Source organism: Streptomyces tauricus, assembly GCF_014650955.1.
In the GTDB taxonomy this organism is placed as follows: domain Bacteria; phylum Actinomycetota; class Actinomycetes; order Streptomycetales; family Streptomycetaceae; genus Streptomyces; species Streptomyces tauricus.
The window spans coordinates 41,338-57,183 of the sequence record NZ_BMVY01000005.1 but is presented as its reverse complement, the minus strand read 5'-3'; the positions used below and the strand labels follow the sequence as shown (position 1 = coordinate 57,183).

The window sequence follows — 15,846 nt, the reverse complement described above, 5'->3', positions numbered from 1 at the left end:
GCCTCACAGACAGAGAGGGAGAAGGAGGGCCGACCCGGGACGGGGGCGGGATGGGGCGGGGTGGATCGGCCGGGCGGGCGAGGACGTCCGGTCCTGGACGGTACTCGCCGCGGCCACCGCGCGGGGCGGCGGGCCGCGACCGCGTCACGTGCCCGGGTCGGCCCCCGCCGGCCCGCGCACGCGTCACCTCGCCCGGCGGAGCGGTCAGGCAGCCGCGTCGACGGCGGACGGGCGGGGCGCCGAACGGCGGGCCGCGTCACCGGTGGAACGGCTGCGGCTGCCGCGCCCGCGCCGGCCGCGGGAGGCCGCGGAGGGTGCGGAGGAGGAGGCGCTGCGCCGGGGCCGCTCGGAGGCGGGCGTGGTGATGGTGACCGGGACGCCCGAGGGGGTCTGGGCGCCGGTGATGCGGCTCAGCTCGGCTTCGCCCGAACGGACCTGGGTGGTCTGCGGGTTGATGCCCGCGGCGGCCATCAGACGGCTCATGTCGCGGCGCTGGTTGGGCGTCACCAGCGTGACGACGCTGCCGGACTCGCCCGCGCGGGCCGTACGGCCGCCGCGGTGCAGGTAGTCCTTGTGGTCGGTGGGCGGGTCGACGTTGACGACCAGGTCGAGGTTGTCGACGTGGATGCCGCGCGCCGCGACGTTGGTCGCCACCAGCACCGTCACATGCCCGGACTTGAAGCGGGACAGGGTCCGGGTGCGCTGCGGCTGGGACTTGCCGCCGTGCAGGGCCGCGGCCCGTACACCGCTGCTCAGCAGGTGGTCGGTCAGCCGGTCCACCGCGTGCTTGGTGTCCAGGAACATGATCACGCGGCCTTCGCGGGCCGCGATCTCGGTGGTCGTGCGCTGCTTGTCCGCGCCGTGCACGTGCAGGACGTGGTGCTCCATGGTGGTCACGGCGCCCGCGGACGGGTCGACGGAGTGGACCACCGGGTCGGTCAGGTAGCGGCGGACCAGCAGGTCGACGTTGCGGTCGAGGGTGGCCGAGAACAGCATCCGCTGACCCTCGGGGCGCACCTGGTCGAGCAGCGCGGTGACCTGCGGCATGAAGCCCATGTCGGTCATCTGGTCGGCCTCGTCGAGGACCGTGATGGCGACCTGGTTCAGCCGGCAGTCGCCGCGGTCGATGAGGTCCTTGAGGCGGCCCGGTGTGGCGACGACGACCTCGGCGCCGGCGCGCAGCGCACCGGCCTGCTTGCCGATCGACATGCCGCCGACGACGGTGGTCAGCCGCAGCCGCAGGGAGCGGGCGTACGGGGTGAGCGCGTCGGTGACCTGCTGGGCCAGCTCGCGGGTGGGGACGAGGACGAGCGCCAGGGGCTGCCTCGGCTCGGCGCGCTGGCCCGCCGTGCGGGCGAGCATCGCGAGGCCGAAGGCGAGGGTCTTGCCCGAGCCGGTGCGGCCGCGGCCGAGTACGTCACGGCCCGCGAGGGAGTTCGGGAGGGTCGCGCCCTGGATCGGGAAGGGCACGGTCACGCCCTCGTGACCGAGCGCGTCCAGCAGCTGCGCCGGCATGTCGAGATCGGCGAACGCCTCGACGGCGGGCAGGGCCGGGGTGACCGTCTTCGGCAGCGCGAACTCGCCCTGGGGGGAGCTCTGTCGGCGGCCGTAGCCGCTGTCGGGGCGGCGCGGGGAGCTGGAGCGGCTACCGCCACTGCTGCGGCCGGCGCTCGGAGCTCCGGCGCTGCGGGTACGGGAGTAGCGGTCGTTCGTGCGCATGCGGTTCACGTGGAACCTTCCTTGACATGGCGCGTATCAAGGAATTCCCGCGGAAAACGAGCAGCGCAGAGAATTGCAAGAACGAGCCGGAGAAAAATATATGAGCCGTATCGGCCGTATCGGTCGGAGGACCGAAACGGCGGGGAATATTCGCGGAGGGCCTCGCCGGAGCGCGTTGCGCGTTTCCTGGGACGGGGTCGGTCGTTCCGTGCGGGTGGCTCCGAAGGATTTTCATCCGGAGCTTGGACGGAGGACCCCGTCGAGCGGGTCGCGAATCCCCTGGAATGCAGCGAGCTGGGGCCCGCACCCCAAGGTGCGGGCCCCAGCTGCGAAGTGCGTGCCGACGTCAGGCGGGAACGATGTTCTCGGCCGTCGGGCCCTTCTGACCCTGCGCGATGTCGAACGTGACCTTCTGGCCCTCGTTCAGCTCGCGGAAGCCCTGGGCGGCGATGTTCGAGTAGTGGGCGAAGACGTCAGCGCCGCCACCGTCCTGCTCGATGAAGCCGAAGCCCTTTTCTGCGTTGAACCACTTCACGGTACCGGAAGCCATGTTTATCTCCTTCGGGGCGGTGCGTCGGGGCGCACACCGTGTGCGCTCCGTGTCGCCGTGATGATCACCCCACCGGAAATGAAACCGGAGCCATAAAGGATCCCCACCCGTAACGAACTGGTGGGGATGCCTGTCAAGATTTTCGGGAACCACAACATGCAACTGAGATCGAGACTAGCACGCCGAGATCGGCGGTGCATGATGAATGATTTCGCTCAGCCTGTCGAGTAAGTAATATTCATCGCGCACCGATCCCAATTCTCATGTGACGGGCACAGGTATTGGTGGGCACCGCCGGGAGGGTTTTTCGGTTGCGGGCCGGTGAGGGCCGAGCGCGCGGTTCCCAGCGCCTCTGAGGGGCGGGCGGCCCGCAGCCGCCCGCCCCTTCAGAGGATTCCGTCAGGGCTGGACCGGCAGGGACCAGCAGTTGGATGTGGCGCGTTCGCCGGAGAGGCGGTCCGTCAGCCAGTCGATGGCGTCCCCCTGATCGGTGAGCAGCGGGGCGAAGTGGTTGAGCAGCGCGCTGCCCACGTTCGGCAGGACGACGGGCTTGTACGTGACGTCGGCCCCCTTGCGGCACCAGTCGACCGCGAGGTCCCGGGACTGGCCGTGGGGGACGAGGTTGTCGCTGACGCCCGTCGCGAGCCGGACCGGGCCCGAGGGCTTCAGTCGGCCGATGCGCTGGCCGTCGAGATACGTCTTGAGTTCGGGCGTGGCGGCGAGGATCTCGCTGATGGAGCGGCCGTCGGTCGTCCACTTGGTGCTCTTGGCGTAGCCGTAGCCGAAGAGGGCGTCGCCGACGCACATGGTGGACAGATCGGCGAGGGCCGCCTTCCCTGCCGCGTTCAGATGCGCCTCGGCGATCGGCCTCAGCTCCGGGTCGGACTGGAGGAAGCCGTTGAGGGACCAGCCCAGCGCGCCCGCCAGCTCACTGCCGTCGATGGCCTTCGTCACCTCGGCCAGATCGGCGGGCGGCGCGCCCGCGTAGGTGCCGGCGAGGGTCACGTCGGGGGCGTACGAGGACTGCAGTTCGGCGGCGGCGGCCGTCGCCCCGCCGCCCTGGCTGTAGCCGAACAGCCCGACCGGGGAGGCCGTGGTGACCGAGGCGCCGCCCAGTGAGCGGGCCGCGCGGACGGCGTCGAGGACCGCGTGCGCCTCGTCGACCCGGTCGACGTAGGTGTGCAGGCGGTCGGTCGCGCCCAGGCCGGCGTAGTCGGTGACGACCACGGCGGCGCCCTTGGCGAGGAGCCGGTAGATCGACAGGTCCTCGTAGCCGACGGACACCGTCTCGCCGTTGAACGACAGCGGGTGTTCGAGGCCCATGGACGCGGCGCACTGGTCGCCCTGGCCCAGGGTGCCGGGCGCCAGCGCGACCAGGGGCCGCGGTCCGCCGCCCTTCCACCGGGCCGTCGGTTCGATGTACGCCCCGGTGACGGCGACCGGTTTCCCGTTCGAGTCGGTGGACTTGTACATGAGCCTGGTCGCGGTGCCCGGCAGGGGTCCGTGGAGGCTGGGCAGGCTGAGGGCCAGCGGGAGCGGTTCGCTGCGGACGATCGTGCCGTTCGCGGCGGGCAGGGTGGTCGGCGGGTTGTAGAAGGCGGGGATCGTGACGCCCCGGGACACGACCTCGTCCGTCGCGGTGGCGGCGGTGGCCGTGAGTGCCTGGGTGGCGAGGCAGGCGGCGGCGGTGACTGCCGCGGCCAGCAGTCTTCTGCGTGCGGGCATGGCGAACCTCCTGTGGAGCGGCCGGCAGAGAGGTGCACGGGTGCGGCGGCACGGAGTCGCAGACGCGTCCCACGGGTCTGGCCGTACCGCGGTGAAGTGGTTCGCCTGGAACTTACCTATGAGTAAGTTACTCGTGGTAGCAGTAGGAAGGTTACGGTTCGGTAACTTGACGGGCTGTCTAATAACGGGCCCGTTCCGCTCTCCCGAAGCTGACGGGAGCCAGACCAGAGGCTGACAGGGCGGCCCGCCCCGTCGTCCCGCAGACGGAGCCGGCGGCCTGTTCCTACTGCGTACCGAGTAGCGAAATGTGTCGGCAGACGCACGACGACAGGACGGGTCTCCACCGGACAGCCTGGAGGGACATTCGGCACCAGATGTGGAGACCTTCTGCCGTGGCTACTTTCCTGTACCGATTGGGCCGTCTGGCCTTCCGGCGTCGCTGGTACGTCGCCCTGGTCTGGGCGGCCGTCCTGGCCGCGGTCGGACTGGGCGCGATGAAGGCACCGGCGGCGGCCGAGGAGGCGTTCTCCATGCCGGGCATCGAGTCCCAGAAGGCGTTCGACCTCATGGAGGAGCGCTTCCCCGGAACGTCGGCGGACGGCGCGACCGCCCGGGTCGTCTTCGTCGCGCCGGACGGTGAGAAGGTCACCGCCGCCGACAACAGGAAGGCCGTCGAGAAGACGGTGTCCGAGCTGGCCGACGGCTCACAGGTGGCGAGCGCCGCCGACCCCTTCAAGGCGCGGGCGGTCAGCGAGGACGGCACGACGGCGTACGCGACCGTCACCTACAAGGTCGGGCCCGAGGACCTGACGGACGCCAGCAGGTCGCAGCTGGTGAAGGCCCTCGACGAGGCCCAGGACTCCGGGCTGACCGTCGAGGCCGGCGGGACCGCCATGGAGGAGAACGGCGGACCGGGCGGAGCGGCCGAGCTGATCGGCGTCGCGATCGCCGCGGTCGTCCTGCTGGTCACCTTCGGCTCCCTCGCCGCTGCCGGGCTGCCGCTGCTGACCGCCATCATCGGCGTCGGCGTCAGCATGGCCACGATCCTCACCCTGGCCAGCACCCTCGGCCTGTCCACGACGACCGGCACCCTGGCGATGATGCTGGGCCTCGCGGTCGGCATCGACTACGCCCTGTTCGTGGTCTCCCGCTACCGGGAGGAACGCGCCAAGGGCCGTACGCCCGAGGAGGCCGCCGGGCTCGCGGCCGGCACCGCAGGTTCCGCGGTCGTCTTCGCCGGACTCACCGTCGTCATCGCGCTGGCCGGACTCGCGGTCGTCGGCATCCCGATGCTCACCAAGATGGGCCTCGCCGCGGCCGGCGCGGTCGTCGTGGGCGTCCTGATCGCGCTGACCCTCGTACCGGCACTGCTCGGTTTCTGGCCGAACGCCGTCCTCACGCGGCGGGCCCGCAAGAGCGGCCGGGTCGAGAAGGAGGCCCGGGACAACGGCGGCACCCGCTGGGCGCGGTTCGTCCTGCGCCGCCCCGTGCCCGTGCTGCTCCTCGGCGTGGTGGGCCTGGGAGCCCTCGCCGTACCGATGGCCGACCTGCAGCTGGGCATGCCCGGCGACGAGGCGAAGTCGACCTCCACCACCGAGCGCCGGGCCTACGACGCGCTCGCCGAGGGCTTCGGACCGGGCTTCAACGGTCCGCTGACCGTCGTCGTGGACGCCAAGGGCGACTCAGACGCCAAGGGCGCCGTGGAGGCCATATCCAAGGAGATCGGCGGCACCGAGGGCGTCGTGTCCGTCTCCCCGGCACGCTTCAACGAGAGCGGCGACACCGCCGTCTTCTCCGTCGTGCCCTCCACCGCTCCGACCGACCAGAAGACCACGGACCTGGTCAATACCATCCGGGGTGAGCGGACCGGGGTCGAGGCCGAGACCGGCGCGACCTTCGAGGTCACCGGCACCACCGCGCTGAACATCGACATCTCCGACAAGGTCTCGGGCGCCCTGGTCCCGTACCTGATCGTCGTGGTCGGCCTGGCGATCATCCTGCTGATGGTGGTCTTCCGGTCCCTGCTCGTCCCGCTCAAGGCTGCCCTCGGCTTCCTCCTGTCGGTCCTGGCGTCCCTCGGTGTGGTCGTCCTGGTCTTCCAGCAGGGCCATGGCGCCGAACTCATGGGGGTGGAGCAGACCGGCCCGATCATGAGCCTGATGCCGATCTTCCTGGTGGGCATCGTCTTCGGCCTGGCCATGGACTACGAGGTGTTCCTGGTCTCCCGGATGCGCGAGGCGTACGTCCACGGGGAGTCGCCCGCCCAGGCGGTGACCAGCGGGTTCCGGCACAGCGCCCGGGTCGTCGTGGCCGCCGCGCTGATCATGATCGCGGTGTTCGCCGGCTTCATCGGCGAGAGCGAGTCCATGATCAAGATGATCGGCTTCGGGCTGGCCACCGCCGTTCTCTTCGACGCCTTCGTCGTACGGATGGCGATCGTGCCCGCGGTCCTGGCCCTGCTCGGCCACAAGGCCTGGTGGCTGCCGGGCTGGCTCGACCGGCTGCTGCCCCGTGTCGACGTGGAGGGCGAGGCGCTCAGCCGCAGGTCCGAGACGCAGCCGGCCCCCGCCGACACGGCCGACCTGGAAGTGGCCCGCACCTGAGACACCCCTGAGGCGACCGCCTCCCTCCCCCGGACGGGGCCGCCCGTGGTGAACGACACGGGCGGCCCCGTCGGCCGTCGCACCCGGAAGCGTCCACGATGGACGCAGTCCACCCACCGGAGAACCCGATGTCCAGCAGCCTGGAGCGCTACACGGACCGCTTCGAGCAGTACGCGGACCGCCATCCCCGTGTCATCGACGTGGCCCTGGCCGCGGGGCTGATGGGCTCGGCGACCCTCGGAAGCTCGATCACCCTGCCCGGCGCCGTCCCGCCCGACCACGACAGCGCCGGGACCGTCCTGATGGGGGTGTCCTGCCTCGCCCTGCTGCGGTACCGCAAGTACCCGCGGATCACCGTCACCGTGATCACGGTCTGCACGGTGATCGCGATCAAACTCGGCTATCTGGTCACCCCGCTGCTGCTGGCACCGGTCATGGCGGCGCTCTACTGGCTGGCCGTCCTCAGCGACCGCAAGACCACGCGCGTCTACGGCGCCACCGTCATGGTGGCGCTGACGGCCGGCTCGGTGCTGTCCGACTCGATGGACGAGCACTCCCTGCTGCTCAGGACCATCGGGCCCTTCTTCTGGCTGCTGCTGCCGCTCGCCGCGGGCAACATGACCCGGCTGCGGCGCGCCTACCTCACGGCCGTACAGGCCCGCGCCGAACACGCCGAGCGCACCCGGGAGGAGGAGGCGCGGCTGCGCGTCACCGAGGAGCGCATGCGGATCGCCCGCGAACTGCACGACGTCGTCGCCCACCATCTGGCCCTGGCCAACGCGCAGGCCGGCACCGCCGCCCACCTCGCGCTCAGCAACCCCGAGCAGTCGCGGAAGATCCTCACCGATCTGACCGGGACCACGTCGTCGGCGCTGCGCGAGCTGAAGGCCACGCTGGGGCTGCTGCGCCAGAGCGACGACCCGGCCTCCCCGTCGCTGGAGCCGTCCCCGGGTCTGCACTGCCTGCCCGATCTGGTGGCGGCGTGCGCGTCCGCGGGGGTCGCCGTCGCGGTGACCACGGAGGGCGTGCCCCAGCCGCTCTCCCCGGGGGTGGACCTCACGGCGTTCCGGATCGTGCAGGAGGCGCTGACCAACGTGACCAAGCACGCCGCCGCGGAGCACGCGCACGTGCGGCTCGGCTACGCCGACTCGCGGCTGCTGATCACGGTCACCAACGACGGTCCCGCGGCGATGGCCGCCATGGCCGCCACGGCTCGCACAGCCGTTACGGCGTCCAGGGCCGCCCCGGCCGCCCCGTCCACCGAACCGGGCCGGGGCTTCGGGGTCATGGGTATGCACGAACGGGCCCGGTCGATCGGCGGGGAGCTGCGAGCGGGCCCCCGCCCGGAAGGCGGTTTCGAGGTCGCGACGGCGCTGCCGCTGCAGCCGCTGGTGACGGGCGTGACCGATGCCGCCGGGGCGGCCGGGGAGGCCGCCGCGGCGCCCGACACCGCCGCGGCCTCCGGGACCTCCGCCGCGGAGAAGCCCACGATGTCCACCATGTCCACCCTGTGCTCCAGCTGTTTCGCCTCCCTCACCTCGCTGACCTCCTTCACACCCGCGAACCGGCCCGGCTCCGCCGACTCCCCCCATTCCCGCTATTCCCCCCCTTCCCCCGAGTCCGCAGAAGGAGAGAAGCCATGAGCATCAGGGTGCTGCTCGCCGACGACCAGGCCCTGCTGCGGGCCACCTTCCGGATCCTGATCGACTCCTGCGCCGACATGACCGTGGTCGGTGAGGCCTCCGACGGTGTGGAGGCGGTGGACCTGACCCGCGCCCACCACCCCGACATCGTGCTCATGGACATCCGGATGCCGGGTGCGGACGGTCTCACGGCCACGTCCGAGATCTGCGCGGACCCGAAACTGTCCGCCACCCGCGTCCTCATCCTCACCACGTTCGAGACCGAGGACTACGTGGCCCAGGCGCTGCGCGCGGGTGCCAGCGGGTTCCTCGGCAAGGACGTCACGGCCGACACCCTGCTGGACGGGCTGAGAACCGTGGCGTCCGGTGAGGCACTGCTCTCGCCGGGCGCCACCCGTACGCTCATCACCCGCTTCCTCACGTCCCCCGCGCCGGGGAGTCACCTGGCGCCCCCGGAACGCCTGGCCGAACTCACCGTCCGCGAACGCGAGGTGATGGCCCTGGCGGCGGAGGGCAAGTCCAACACCGAGATCGCCGAGGACCTCACGGTCAGCCCGCTGACCGTACGTACCCACATCCACCGGGCCATGACGAAGCTGGGTGCCCGGGACCGGGCCCAGTTGGTCGTCATCGCGTATCAGACGGGTCTGGTGCAGGCGGGCCCGACCGCGCTGTGATAGCCGTCGGACCCGCCGCGGTCCACAACGTACGGACCGCGGCGGGTCGTCGGGCTTCGGTGGGGCCTGTCGGGAACGGGGCCGGTGCTCAGGTTCCGGTCAGGCTGACGGCGATGTCCGTGACGTTCAGCGGGAACTGGCCGACGACCGACGGCTCCCCGGTGAGGACGTTGACCTCGTAGAACGAGGGCACGTCGTCGCCGTACGGGGTGAGCGAGGCGAAGGCGGCGTTCGAGGTCGTCTTGCCGTTGGTCAGGTAGCTGTAGATGTCCAGGCCCGCGTCGGTGCCGGCGTCGAAGCCGAGGAGGCCGGTCGGGACGAGGTTGCCGGCGTTGGGCGGCGACTGGATGACGACCTGGTCGTTGAACGTGTCGACGTCGAACAGGGTGGTCGCGGTGGACCCGACCTTGTCGTTGTTCGTGTAGGCCGCCGCGGTCACGCCCTGGGCCGCCGTGGTGGCCGGCGGGAGGTTCAGCGCGCTGTCCGTGGCCGTGGTGCCGTCGTTCAGGTTGTGCCGCAGGTTCTGGCCGTAGTTGCTGATCACCCGCAGGCGGTCGGCCGCCGGGTTGAAGTCGATGTCGAAGACGGTGCCGTAGAGCGCGACCGTGAGCTGGGAGACCTTGGTGACGACCACGTCGGGGGTGGTCGGCGGGAACGTGATCGTGTAGATACCGCCCTTGTCGCCGACGCCGTACAGCAGGCCGTTCTGCACGCGGAAGTCGATGCCGATCAGCTTGGTGTCGCCGACGAGGCCCTTGATGGCCTTGACCCAGTTGAGGGTCTCGGGTTCGTCGGTCAGGAACGTGGCCATCGTGGTGCCCGTGCCGAAGATCCCGTACGCCCGCAGGCTGGGAGTGGCGGCGGGGGCGGCGGAGCTGGAGCCGGGTGCGCTCAGGGTGAGCGCGGTTGCCGCGGACACGACCGCTACCGCCGCCGCGATTCTCTTCTTGAACGCTGCTTTCATTGTTTTCCCTCCCGTTTGAAATAAATCCACTTTCTGGCGGGCACGGCGTTTCGAGTCGGCCGCGCGGTTTCCATTAAGCCCAGGCAGGAACGGCCCGACAAGCGGATCGGCCCACAAGTGGGGCCGGATCAAGGAACTTTGCGCACAGTGACAAATGCGCTGTCTGTAAATCCTTCATCGATTCACCCGGAGTGATAAGCGCCCGTCCGGATTTCATCTGGCGGGGCCCTCGCGTTTGATGACATGCTCACGCCTATGGGGAGCCTTTTCGCCGAGCTGGCCCGGCAGGCGTCGGCCAACGCGCGCCGCGAGGTCGAGACGTATGTGCGCGAGATACCGGAACTCGGGTCGCTGGACATGAACTCCCGGGCCAGGGACGAGACGCTGGAGTACTCGGTGTGGTTCAGGCGCCGCACGCTCGAACTGGCCCCGGACAACGGCATGCTGACCGACGCCGACCTCGGCTACATCGCGTCGATGGGCGAGGCGCGGGCCGGGGCGGGAATGTCACTCGACTCACGGCAACGGGTCCTGCGCGTGCACACCCAACTCATGCTGCGGGAGATCAACGAGGCCACCGAGGCCCAGCGCGGCGGCGATGTCGACGAACTCATGCGGATCATGAGCTGGTTCGCCCCGCAGGGCGAGCGCGGTATCGGCGCCTACCGGCAGGGCTTCGTGACATCGATGCGGCGCCGGCTGCCGTATGTCGAACAGGTCGGCCTGCTGGCCAGGTCGTTGCTGACCGAGGACGCCATGGCGGCGGAACTCGCGCTGCTCACGGGCCTGGAACTGGCCGGGCACTACGAGGTGACGGTGATCCGGGTGCCGGACTGCCCCGTCGGCGACCGAGACCTGGAGAGCGCCGTCGAGACCCTGGTGAAGACCCACCGGGTACCGGTCACGTGGTGCGCGGAGCGCGGGGGCAGGGGCGGTGAGCTGATCGCTCTGATACCGGGGGACGGCGGGGGCGGGCAGGCGCCGCCCCCGGCCCCTGCCGACCCGGTGCCGACACCCGGCTCAGCTGGAGTGGGCGGGGCCGCGGCGGGCGTGGCCGCCACCGGCTCGGTCGCGCCTGGCGCGGGCGCCCCCGGACCGGCCGTGGACGGGCTCCTGCGGGACTTTGTCCAGGGGCTCGGGCGGTTCTGTGCCGTCGGGAGTGCCGGCGCGCCGCGGGGTGAGTTGGCCGGGGCGCTCGACCGGGCCCGGCGGATCAGCCGGGCCGCACCCCTGCGGCGTACGTCCGCGCGGTTGCGGGCGCACACCCTGGCGGACGTCTTCGTCGAACTGACCGTCGCCGACCTGCCGTTCGTCGACGACTGGCTGCGCGCGGTGGCCCGCCGCCTCGAACCCGGCCCGGACCTCCTCCTCACCCTCGACGCGTACTACCGCCACGACATGAACCGCGGTGCCACGGCGGACGCCCTCAACGTCCACCCGCGCACCCTGGACTACCGCCTGCGCCGGGTCCGCGAGCTCACGGACATCGACCCGGGCTCGACGCGGGGCGTACGGATCCTCAGCTCGGCCGTCAACCGGAGCCTGTCGGGAGCGTGGCGGTGACCGGCCGGTCCGTGATCGGCCGGTACGTGACCCGTCAGCCGGTGACGTCGAAGGCGGCGGCGCGGGGCACGAACGCCGTGCCGCCGTCCTCGGCCGTCGCCAGCGCGGAGATGTGCCAGGTGCCCCGGTCCAGCTCGGCCTCCTCCTTCTCCGTGACCTTCAGCGTGTAGGTGCAGCGGGACGTCTCGTCCGAGACGCGACGGCACTCGGCGTCGTCCACGGACCGCAGCTCCTCCTCGCTAGGGTCGAGCTTCGAACTCGCGGGCCACGCGATGACCTTGAGGCCCTTGACGCCCGAGTCGTCCCGCACGTCCGTGGTGAAGGTCAGCGAACCCGCGCCGCCGCCGGCCGGAGCCTTGTAACGGGCCGAGCTGTCGCTCAGGGCCGGTTCCGAGGAGGACGAGGCCATGGCGAAACCGCCGACGGCGATTCCGCCTACGACGGCGACACCGATGAGCGACGAGACGAGAATGCGCTTGGACATGGAATTTCCCCCTGAATTGAACTGAATCGAACTGGAGCGAACTGGAATGCATTGCGCCGGGTCGAGTCGGAGCGGGACGCGAATTTCCTTCGCCGGACCGCCGCTCTCTCGATGTGTTCGAGATTAGGTCCGGGGGCGCCCCGTGGTCGTCCGGCTGCCGGATGATTGCCGTGCCCGCGCATCTCCAACCCTGGTAAGAGACGGGAATCCACCCTCCGCGGGAGTCGGGCCGCCCGGTCGCGCCCCTAGCCTTGATCCGCAATGAGACTCGCCATGAACCGCGTCGACGACCGGCTGCCTCCGGCCCTGCTGCTCTGCGTCCAGGCCCTGGTGTGGCCCGGCGCGGCGCTCGTACGCGGGCCCGCGCCGGACGCGTCCGCGCTCCTCGTGGCGGTCCTGGTCGCCGGGTCGGTGACCGCCGCGCTCGCCCTGCGCCGCGCCCGCCCGGTCCTCACCCTCGTCCTGGTGGCCGCCGCCTGCGCGCTGGGCGCGGGGCCGCTGCCCACCGGGGCGACGGCGGTACTCGGGACCGCGGGCATCGGGCTCGCCCTGTTCACCGTGGCGGCCGAACGGGACACCTTCACCGCCGTGCTGTGCGTGGTGGCGCTCGCCCTCTGGCAGTCGCTGCAGAACCTCAGCCTGCACGGCCTCAGCGACCGCGACGGACTCGACCTCGTCCTGACCACCCTGCTGTACGCCGTCACGTTCGGCGCCGGCCTCCTCGTACGCCGGGCCCGTCGTGCCCGGCGGGCGGCCGGACACCTGCTGAAACGGGCCGAGGCCGAGCGGCACCGGCTTCCCGCCGTCGAACGGCGCCGTATGGAGCGGGAGTTGCACGACGTCAGCGCCCACCATCTGACGGCCGTGGTCGTCACCGCGGGGGCGGCCCTCGGGCTGCGCGAACGCCGCCCCGAACTGGCCGCGGAAGCGCTCGGGTTCGCGGTCGAGACCGGGCGCGAGGTCACCCGGGCGCTCGGCGCGGTACGGGCGCCCGCGCCCTCGCGGGAGGAACTGCCCTCGCCCGAGGACCGACTGCGGGAGCTCGTCGCGGGATTCCGGCGTCTCGGCCTGCCCGTGGACTGCGAGATCGGCCCCCTGCCGGACGGCGCCGTCGCGGACGCGGTCTTCGGCATCGTGCGCGAGGCGCTGACCAACGTGGCCCGGCACGCTCCCGGCGCCCGGACCGTGGTGCGGTGCCGGTACGGCGACACGCGCACGGAGGCCGTGGTGACCAGCGCGGCGCCGCCCGCCGGCGCGACGGCCGCGGCGGCGCACGGCGCGGGGCTCGGCGGGGGACGCGGGCAGGGCTTCCTGCGGTCCCGGGCGCGGGAGGCGGGCGGGACGCTGACCAGTGGGCCGACGGAGGAGGGTGGCTGGGAGGTACGTGCGCTGCTGCCCGGGCGGGTCGCCGGGCCGGTGGGACGGGGCGTACCGCGGAGCTACCGGGTGGCGCAGGTGGTGGCCGCCGCCGGGCTCGTTCTGCAGCCGCTGCTCCCCGTGCTGGTCATCCGGGAGGAGAGCGGGACGCAGACCGGCGGGGGTGGGTCCGCGGGGCTGCTGTTCGCGCTGCTGGCCGCGGCGCAGGTGGTCGCGCTGCTGTGGCTGCGGCGGGCGCCGCGGGTCGCCTGGGGCGCGTTGTTCGGGCTGGTGCTTCTCTGGCCTGTGGCGATGCGGGTGGGGGTGTACGGGGGGCCGGTACTGGTGCCGGTGGGGGCGAGCTTGCTCGCCACGTGTGTGGGGGTGTTTCGTGTGGCCGCGTCCTTCGGTGGTCGCGGGGTGGTTGCGCCGTTCCCCGCGCCCCTCAAGGACTGCGCCGTTCCCCGCGCCCCTGAAAGCGAAAAGACTGCGCCGTTCCCCGCGCCCCCGACGGCAAAAGGTCGCGCCGTTCGCCGCGCCCCCGAAGGACACGAGACTGCGCCGTTCCCCGCGCCCCTCGCAGGGCACGAGACCGCGCCGTTCCCCGCGCCGCTGAAAGACGAAAGACTGCGCCGTTCCCCGCGCCCCCAGAGGCGAAAGGCTGCGCCGTTCGCCGCGCCCCCGACGGCAAAAGATCGCGCCGTTCCCCGCGCCCCCTTGGGGCTTGTTCTTGGTGCTGTGGGGGTGCATGTTCTGGGGGTTTTCGGGGCTGGGGTGGGGGGTTGGGGTGTTGGTGGGGTGGGGGTGGTGGTCGGTGGGGTGTTCTGGGGTGGGGTTCTGTGGGGGCGGCGGGAAGGGCGGGCCCGGGATGTGCGGGACGAGCGGCTCGCCGCCTGGACGGGGGAGGCCGTCCGGGACGCGTGGGCCGAGCGGCGCCGGATCGCCGCCGGGCTGGAGACCACCGTGCTGGCCCGCACCGCCGACATGGTCGCCCAGGCGGAGGCGGGCCGCCTCGACGCGACCGCCGAACGCGCCCGCGAGGCACTCGCCGCGATGCGCGCCCTCCTCGACACGGTCCGCGACGGCGAGGCCGACGGGGAAGGGGAGCGGGTGCCCGAACTCCGACCGCAGCCGACCCTCCAGGCCCTCGACCTGCTGGCCCAGCAGTGCCGGGCCGGCGGCCGTGACGTCGGGATACGGCTCACCGACCGCGTACCGGAACGGCTGCCCACCGCGGTGGATCTGGCCGCCTACCACGCCGCGGAGACGGTGCTCGCGGCCGGCGGCGAGGAGGCCGCGGTGCTGGAGTTCGACGCGGACGGGGATACCTTGACGCTCACGGCCACCGGGGTCCCCCGTGCCGCCCGCCCCGCCGTACGGGAGCTGCTGGCGGCGCGTGCCGCCGCGCTCGGCGGCACCGTGGCCACCGACCGGCCGGGCACGGTCCTGCTCCGGCTGCCCCTCGCACCGGTTCCGCGGGAGGACGACGTCGTGCCGGCCGAGAGGACCGAGGAGAGGGAGCGATGAGTCTCAAGGTGCTGGTCGTCGACGACCAGGGCATCGTGCGGGCGGGGTTCGCCGCCGTGATCGACGCCGAGGAGGACATGACGGTCGTCGGCGAGGCCGCCGACGGCGCCGCCGCGGTGCGTCTCGCCGAGGAACTGGCCCCCGACGTCGTCGTCATGGACGTCCGGATGCCCGTGCTCGACGGCATCGCCGCCACCCGCGTCATCACCGGCCGCCCGGACGCGCCCCGGGTCCTGGTGCTGACCACCTTCGACCTCGACTCGTACGTCTTCGACGCGCTGCGGGCCGGAGCGTCCGGGTTCCTGCTCAAGGACGTGCACGCCGCCGAACTGCTGCAGGGCATCCGGGTGGTGGCCACCGGGGAGAGCGTGCTCGCCCCGTCCGCGACCCGCCGGCTCATCGGCCACTACGCGTCGGGCGCGGGTTCCGTGACACCGCCGGGCAGCGGGCCGAACGGGCTGGACAGCCTCACCGGCAGCCAGCGCAACGTCCTCGCCCTGATCGCGTCCGGACTCAACAACGCGGAGATCGCCGACGAACTCGGCATCACCGTCGGCACGGTCAAGTCCCATGTCAACGCGCTGCTGCGCAAGCTCGGTCTGCGGGACCGCGTCCAGGCGACGATCCTCGCGTACGACCTCGGGCTCGCCCGGCCGAATCCGCCCGGCACCGACCCGAGGAGTACGGCCCTGTGACCGGTAAGAGCCTCGGCCCCGGGCCGACCGCCCCCGCCCGACGTCTGGGACACGCGCTCAAGGACGTCTTCGCCCTCGGCTACCTGGTGGTCTGTGCCGGTCTGGTCGTGTGGGCGTACGTGGTGAGCGCGAGCGACGGATCGGACGCGTCCATGGCGGGGGTCATCCCGCTGCTGGCCACCGCGCCGGCCAGTTTCGTGCCGTTGGTGCTGCTGCCGGAGGGCGCCGCGCTGTTCCTCGTCGCCATCGTGTTCGGGGCGCTCGTCAACGCGCTCGTCATCGGCTGGTGTGCCCGTGCGCTGCGTCGCGGACGCAGTCACGACGACTCGGTGTCCTGATT

The 15,846-nt window shown here is 71.9% G+C and carries 11 protein-coding genes and 1 pseudogene; 7 read left to right on the top strand and 5 right to left on the bottom strand.

Going from position 1 to position 15,846, the window contains the following annotated elements; genetic code table 11:
• Positions 1-204: 204 nt before the first annotated feature.
• The 3 genes from IE278_RS10705 to IE278_RS10695 all read right to left on the bottom strand — a co-directional run bounded on the left by IE278_RS10705 (position 205) and on the right by IE278_RS10695 (position 3,994).
• Positions 205-1,728: a DEAD/DEAH box helicase gene (locus tag IE278_RS10705; protein ID WP_189771103.1), complete on the bottom strand. Its 1,524-nt coding sequence runs from the start codon at positions 1,726-1,728 to the stop codon at positions 205-207.
• A 337-nt stretch (positions 1,729-2,065) separates the two neighbouring features.
• Positions 2,066-2,269, bottom strand: a complete 204-nt coding sequence (locus tag IE278_RS10700; RefSeq protein ID WP_107017975.1) for a cold-shock protein — start codon at positions 2,267-2,269, stop codon at positions 2,066-2,068.
• A 399-nt stretch (positions 2,270-2,668) separates the two neighbouring features.
• On the bottom strand, positions 2,669-3,994 hold the full coding sequence (locus IE278_RS10695) for a lipase family protein (protein WP_189771101.1): 1,326 nt from the start codon (positions 3,992-3,994) through the stop codon (positions 2,669-2,671).
• A 392-nt stretch (positions 3,995-4,386) separates the two neighbouring features.
• Here IE278_RS10695 and IE278_RS10690 point away from each other — a divergent pair, with 392 nt between their 5' ends.
• The 3 genes and pseudogenes from IE278_RS10690 to IE278_RS10680 all read left to right on the top strand — a co-directional run bounded on the left by IE278_RS10690 (position 4,387) and on the right by IE278_RS10680 (position 8,917).
• Entirely contained in the window at positions 4,387-6,597 is a 2,211-nt protein-coding gene (locus tag IE278_RS10690) for an MMPL family transporter (protein ID WP_189771099.1), read from the top strand.
• A 128-nt stretch (positions 6,598-6,725) separates the two neighbouring features.
• A pseudogene (locus IE278_RS10685) lies at positions 6,726-7,985 on the top strand (sensor histidine kinase); the annotation flags it as partial.
• Between the two features lie 251 nt (positions 7,986-8,236).
• Complete coding sequence (locus IE278_RS10680) at positions 8,237-8,917, top strand: response regulator transcription factor (RefSeq protein WP_189771096.1); 681 nt, start codon at positions 8,237-8,239, stop codon at positions 8,915-8,917.
• A gap of 88 nt (positions 8,918-9,005) precedes the next feature.
• Here the strand turns inward: IE278_RS10680 and IE278_RS10675 are convergent, their stop codons facing one another.
• Positions 9,006-9,881 (bottom strand): DUF4394 domain-containing protein, encoded by an 876-nt coding sequence (locus IE278_RS10675; RefSeq protein WP_189771094.1) that lies wholly within the window; start codon positions 9,879-9,881, stop codon positions 9,006-9,008.
• A gap of 255 nt (positions 9,882-10,136) precedes the next feature.
• Here IE278_RS10675 and IE278_RS10670 point away from each other — a divergent pair, with 255 nt between their 5' ends.
• On the top strand, positions 10,137-11,444 hold the full coding sequence (locus tag IE278_RS10670; protein WP_189771092.1) for a PucR family transcriptional regulator: 1,308 nt from the start codon (positions 10,137-10,139) through the stop codon (positions 11,442-11,444).
• 34 nt (positions 11,445-11,478) lie between these two features.
• Here the strand turns inward: IE278_RS10670 and IE278_RS10665 are convergent, their stop codons facing one another.
• Positions 11,479-11,928, bottom strand: coding sequence for a DUF5707 domain-containing protein (locus tag IE278_RS10665; protein WP_189771090.1), 450 nt, complete (start codon positions 11,926-11,928; stop codon positions 11,479-11,481).
• Between the two features lie 273 nt (positions 11,929-12,201).
• Here IE278_RS10665 and IE278_RS42180 point away from each other — a divergent pair, with 273 nt between their 5' ends.
• The 3 genes from IE278_RS42180 to IE278_RS10645 are packed head-to-tail and all read left to right on the top strand — an operon-like array spanning position 12,202 to position 15,844.
• Complete coding sequence (locus IE278_RS42180) at positions 12,202-14,811, top strand: sensor histidine kinase (protein WP_246570245.1); 2,610 nt, start codon at positions 12,202-12,204, stop codon at positions 14,809-14,811.
• The gene (locus tag IE278_RS10650; RefSeq protein ID WP_189771088.1) at positions 14,808-15,506 is read left to right on the top strand and encodes a response regulator; all 699 of its coding nucleotides are present in this window, start codon (positions 14,808-14,810) and stop codon (positions 15,504-15,506) included. The genes IE278_RS42180 and IE278_RS10650 overlap by 4 nt, the downstream gene beginning before the upstream one ends.
• On the top strand, positions 15,503-15,844 hold the full coding sequence (locus tag IE278_RS10645) for an SCO4225 family membrane protein (protein ID WP_189771086.1): 342 nt from the start codon (positions 15,503-15,505) through the stop codon (positions 15,842-15,844). The genes IE278_RS10650 and IE278_RS10645 overlap by 4 nt, the downstream gene beginning before the upstream one ends.
• Positions 15,845-15,846 lie beyond the last annotated feature (2 nt).

Coding starts and splice junctions, on each gene's coding strand:
- IE278_RS10670 (WP_189771092.1), top strand. CDS start 10,137: ATGGGGAGCCTTTTCGCCGAGCTGGCCCGGCAGGCGTCGGCCAACGCG.
- IE278_RS10680 (WP_189771096.1), top strand. CDS start 8,237: ATGAGCATCAGGGTGCTGCTCGCCGACGACCAGGCCCTGCTGCGGGCC.
- IE278_RS42180 (WP_246570245.1), top strand. CDS start 12,202: ATGAACCGCGTCGACGACCGGCTGCCTCCGGCCCTGCTGCTCTGCGTC.
- IE278_RS10665 (WP_189771090.1), bottom strand. CDS start 11,928: ATGTCCAAGCGCATTCTCGTCTCGTCGCTCATCGGTGTCGCCGTCGTA.
- IE278_RS10695 (WP_189771101.1), bottom strand. CDS start 3,994: ATGCCCGCACGCAGAAGACTGCTGGCCGCGGCAGTCACCGCCGCCGCC.
- IE278_RS10675 (WP_189771094.1), bottom strand. CDS start 9,881: ATGAAAGCAGCGTTCAAGAAGAGAATCGCGGCGGCGGTAGCGGTCGTG.
- IE278_RS10700 (WP_107017975.1), bottom strand. CDS start 2,269: ATGGCTTCCGGTACCGTGAAGTGGTTCAACGCAGAAAAGGGCTTCGGC.
- IE278_RS10650 (WP_189771088.1), top strand. CDS start 14,808: ATGAGTCTCAAGGTGCTGGTCGTCGACGACCAGGGCATCGTGCGGGCG.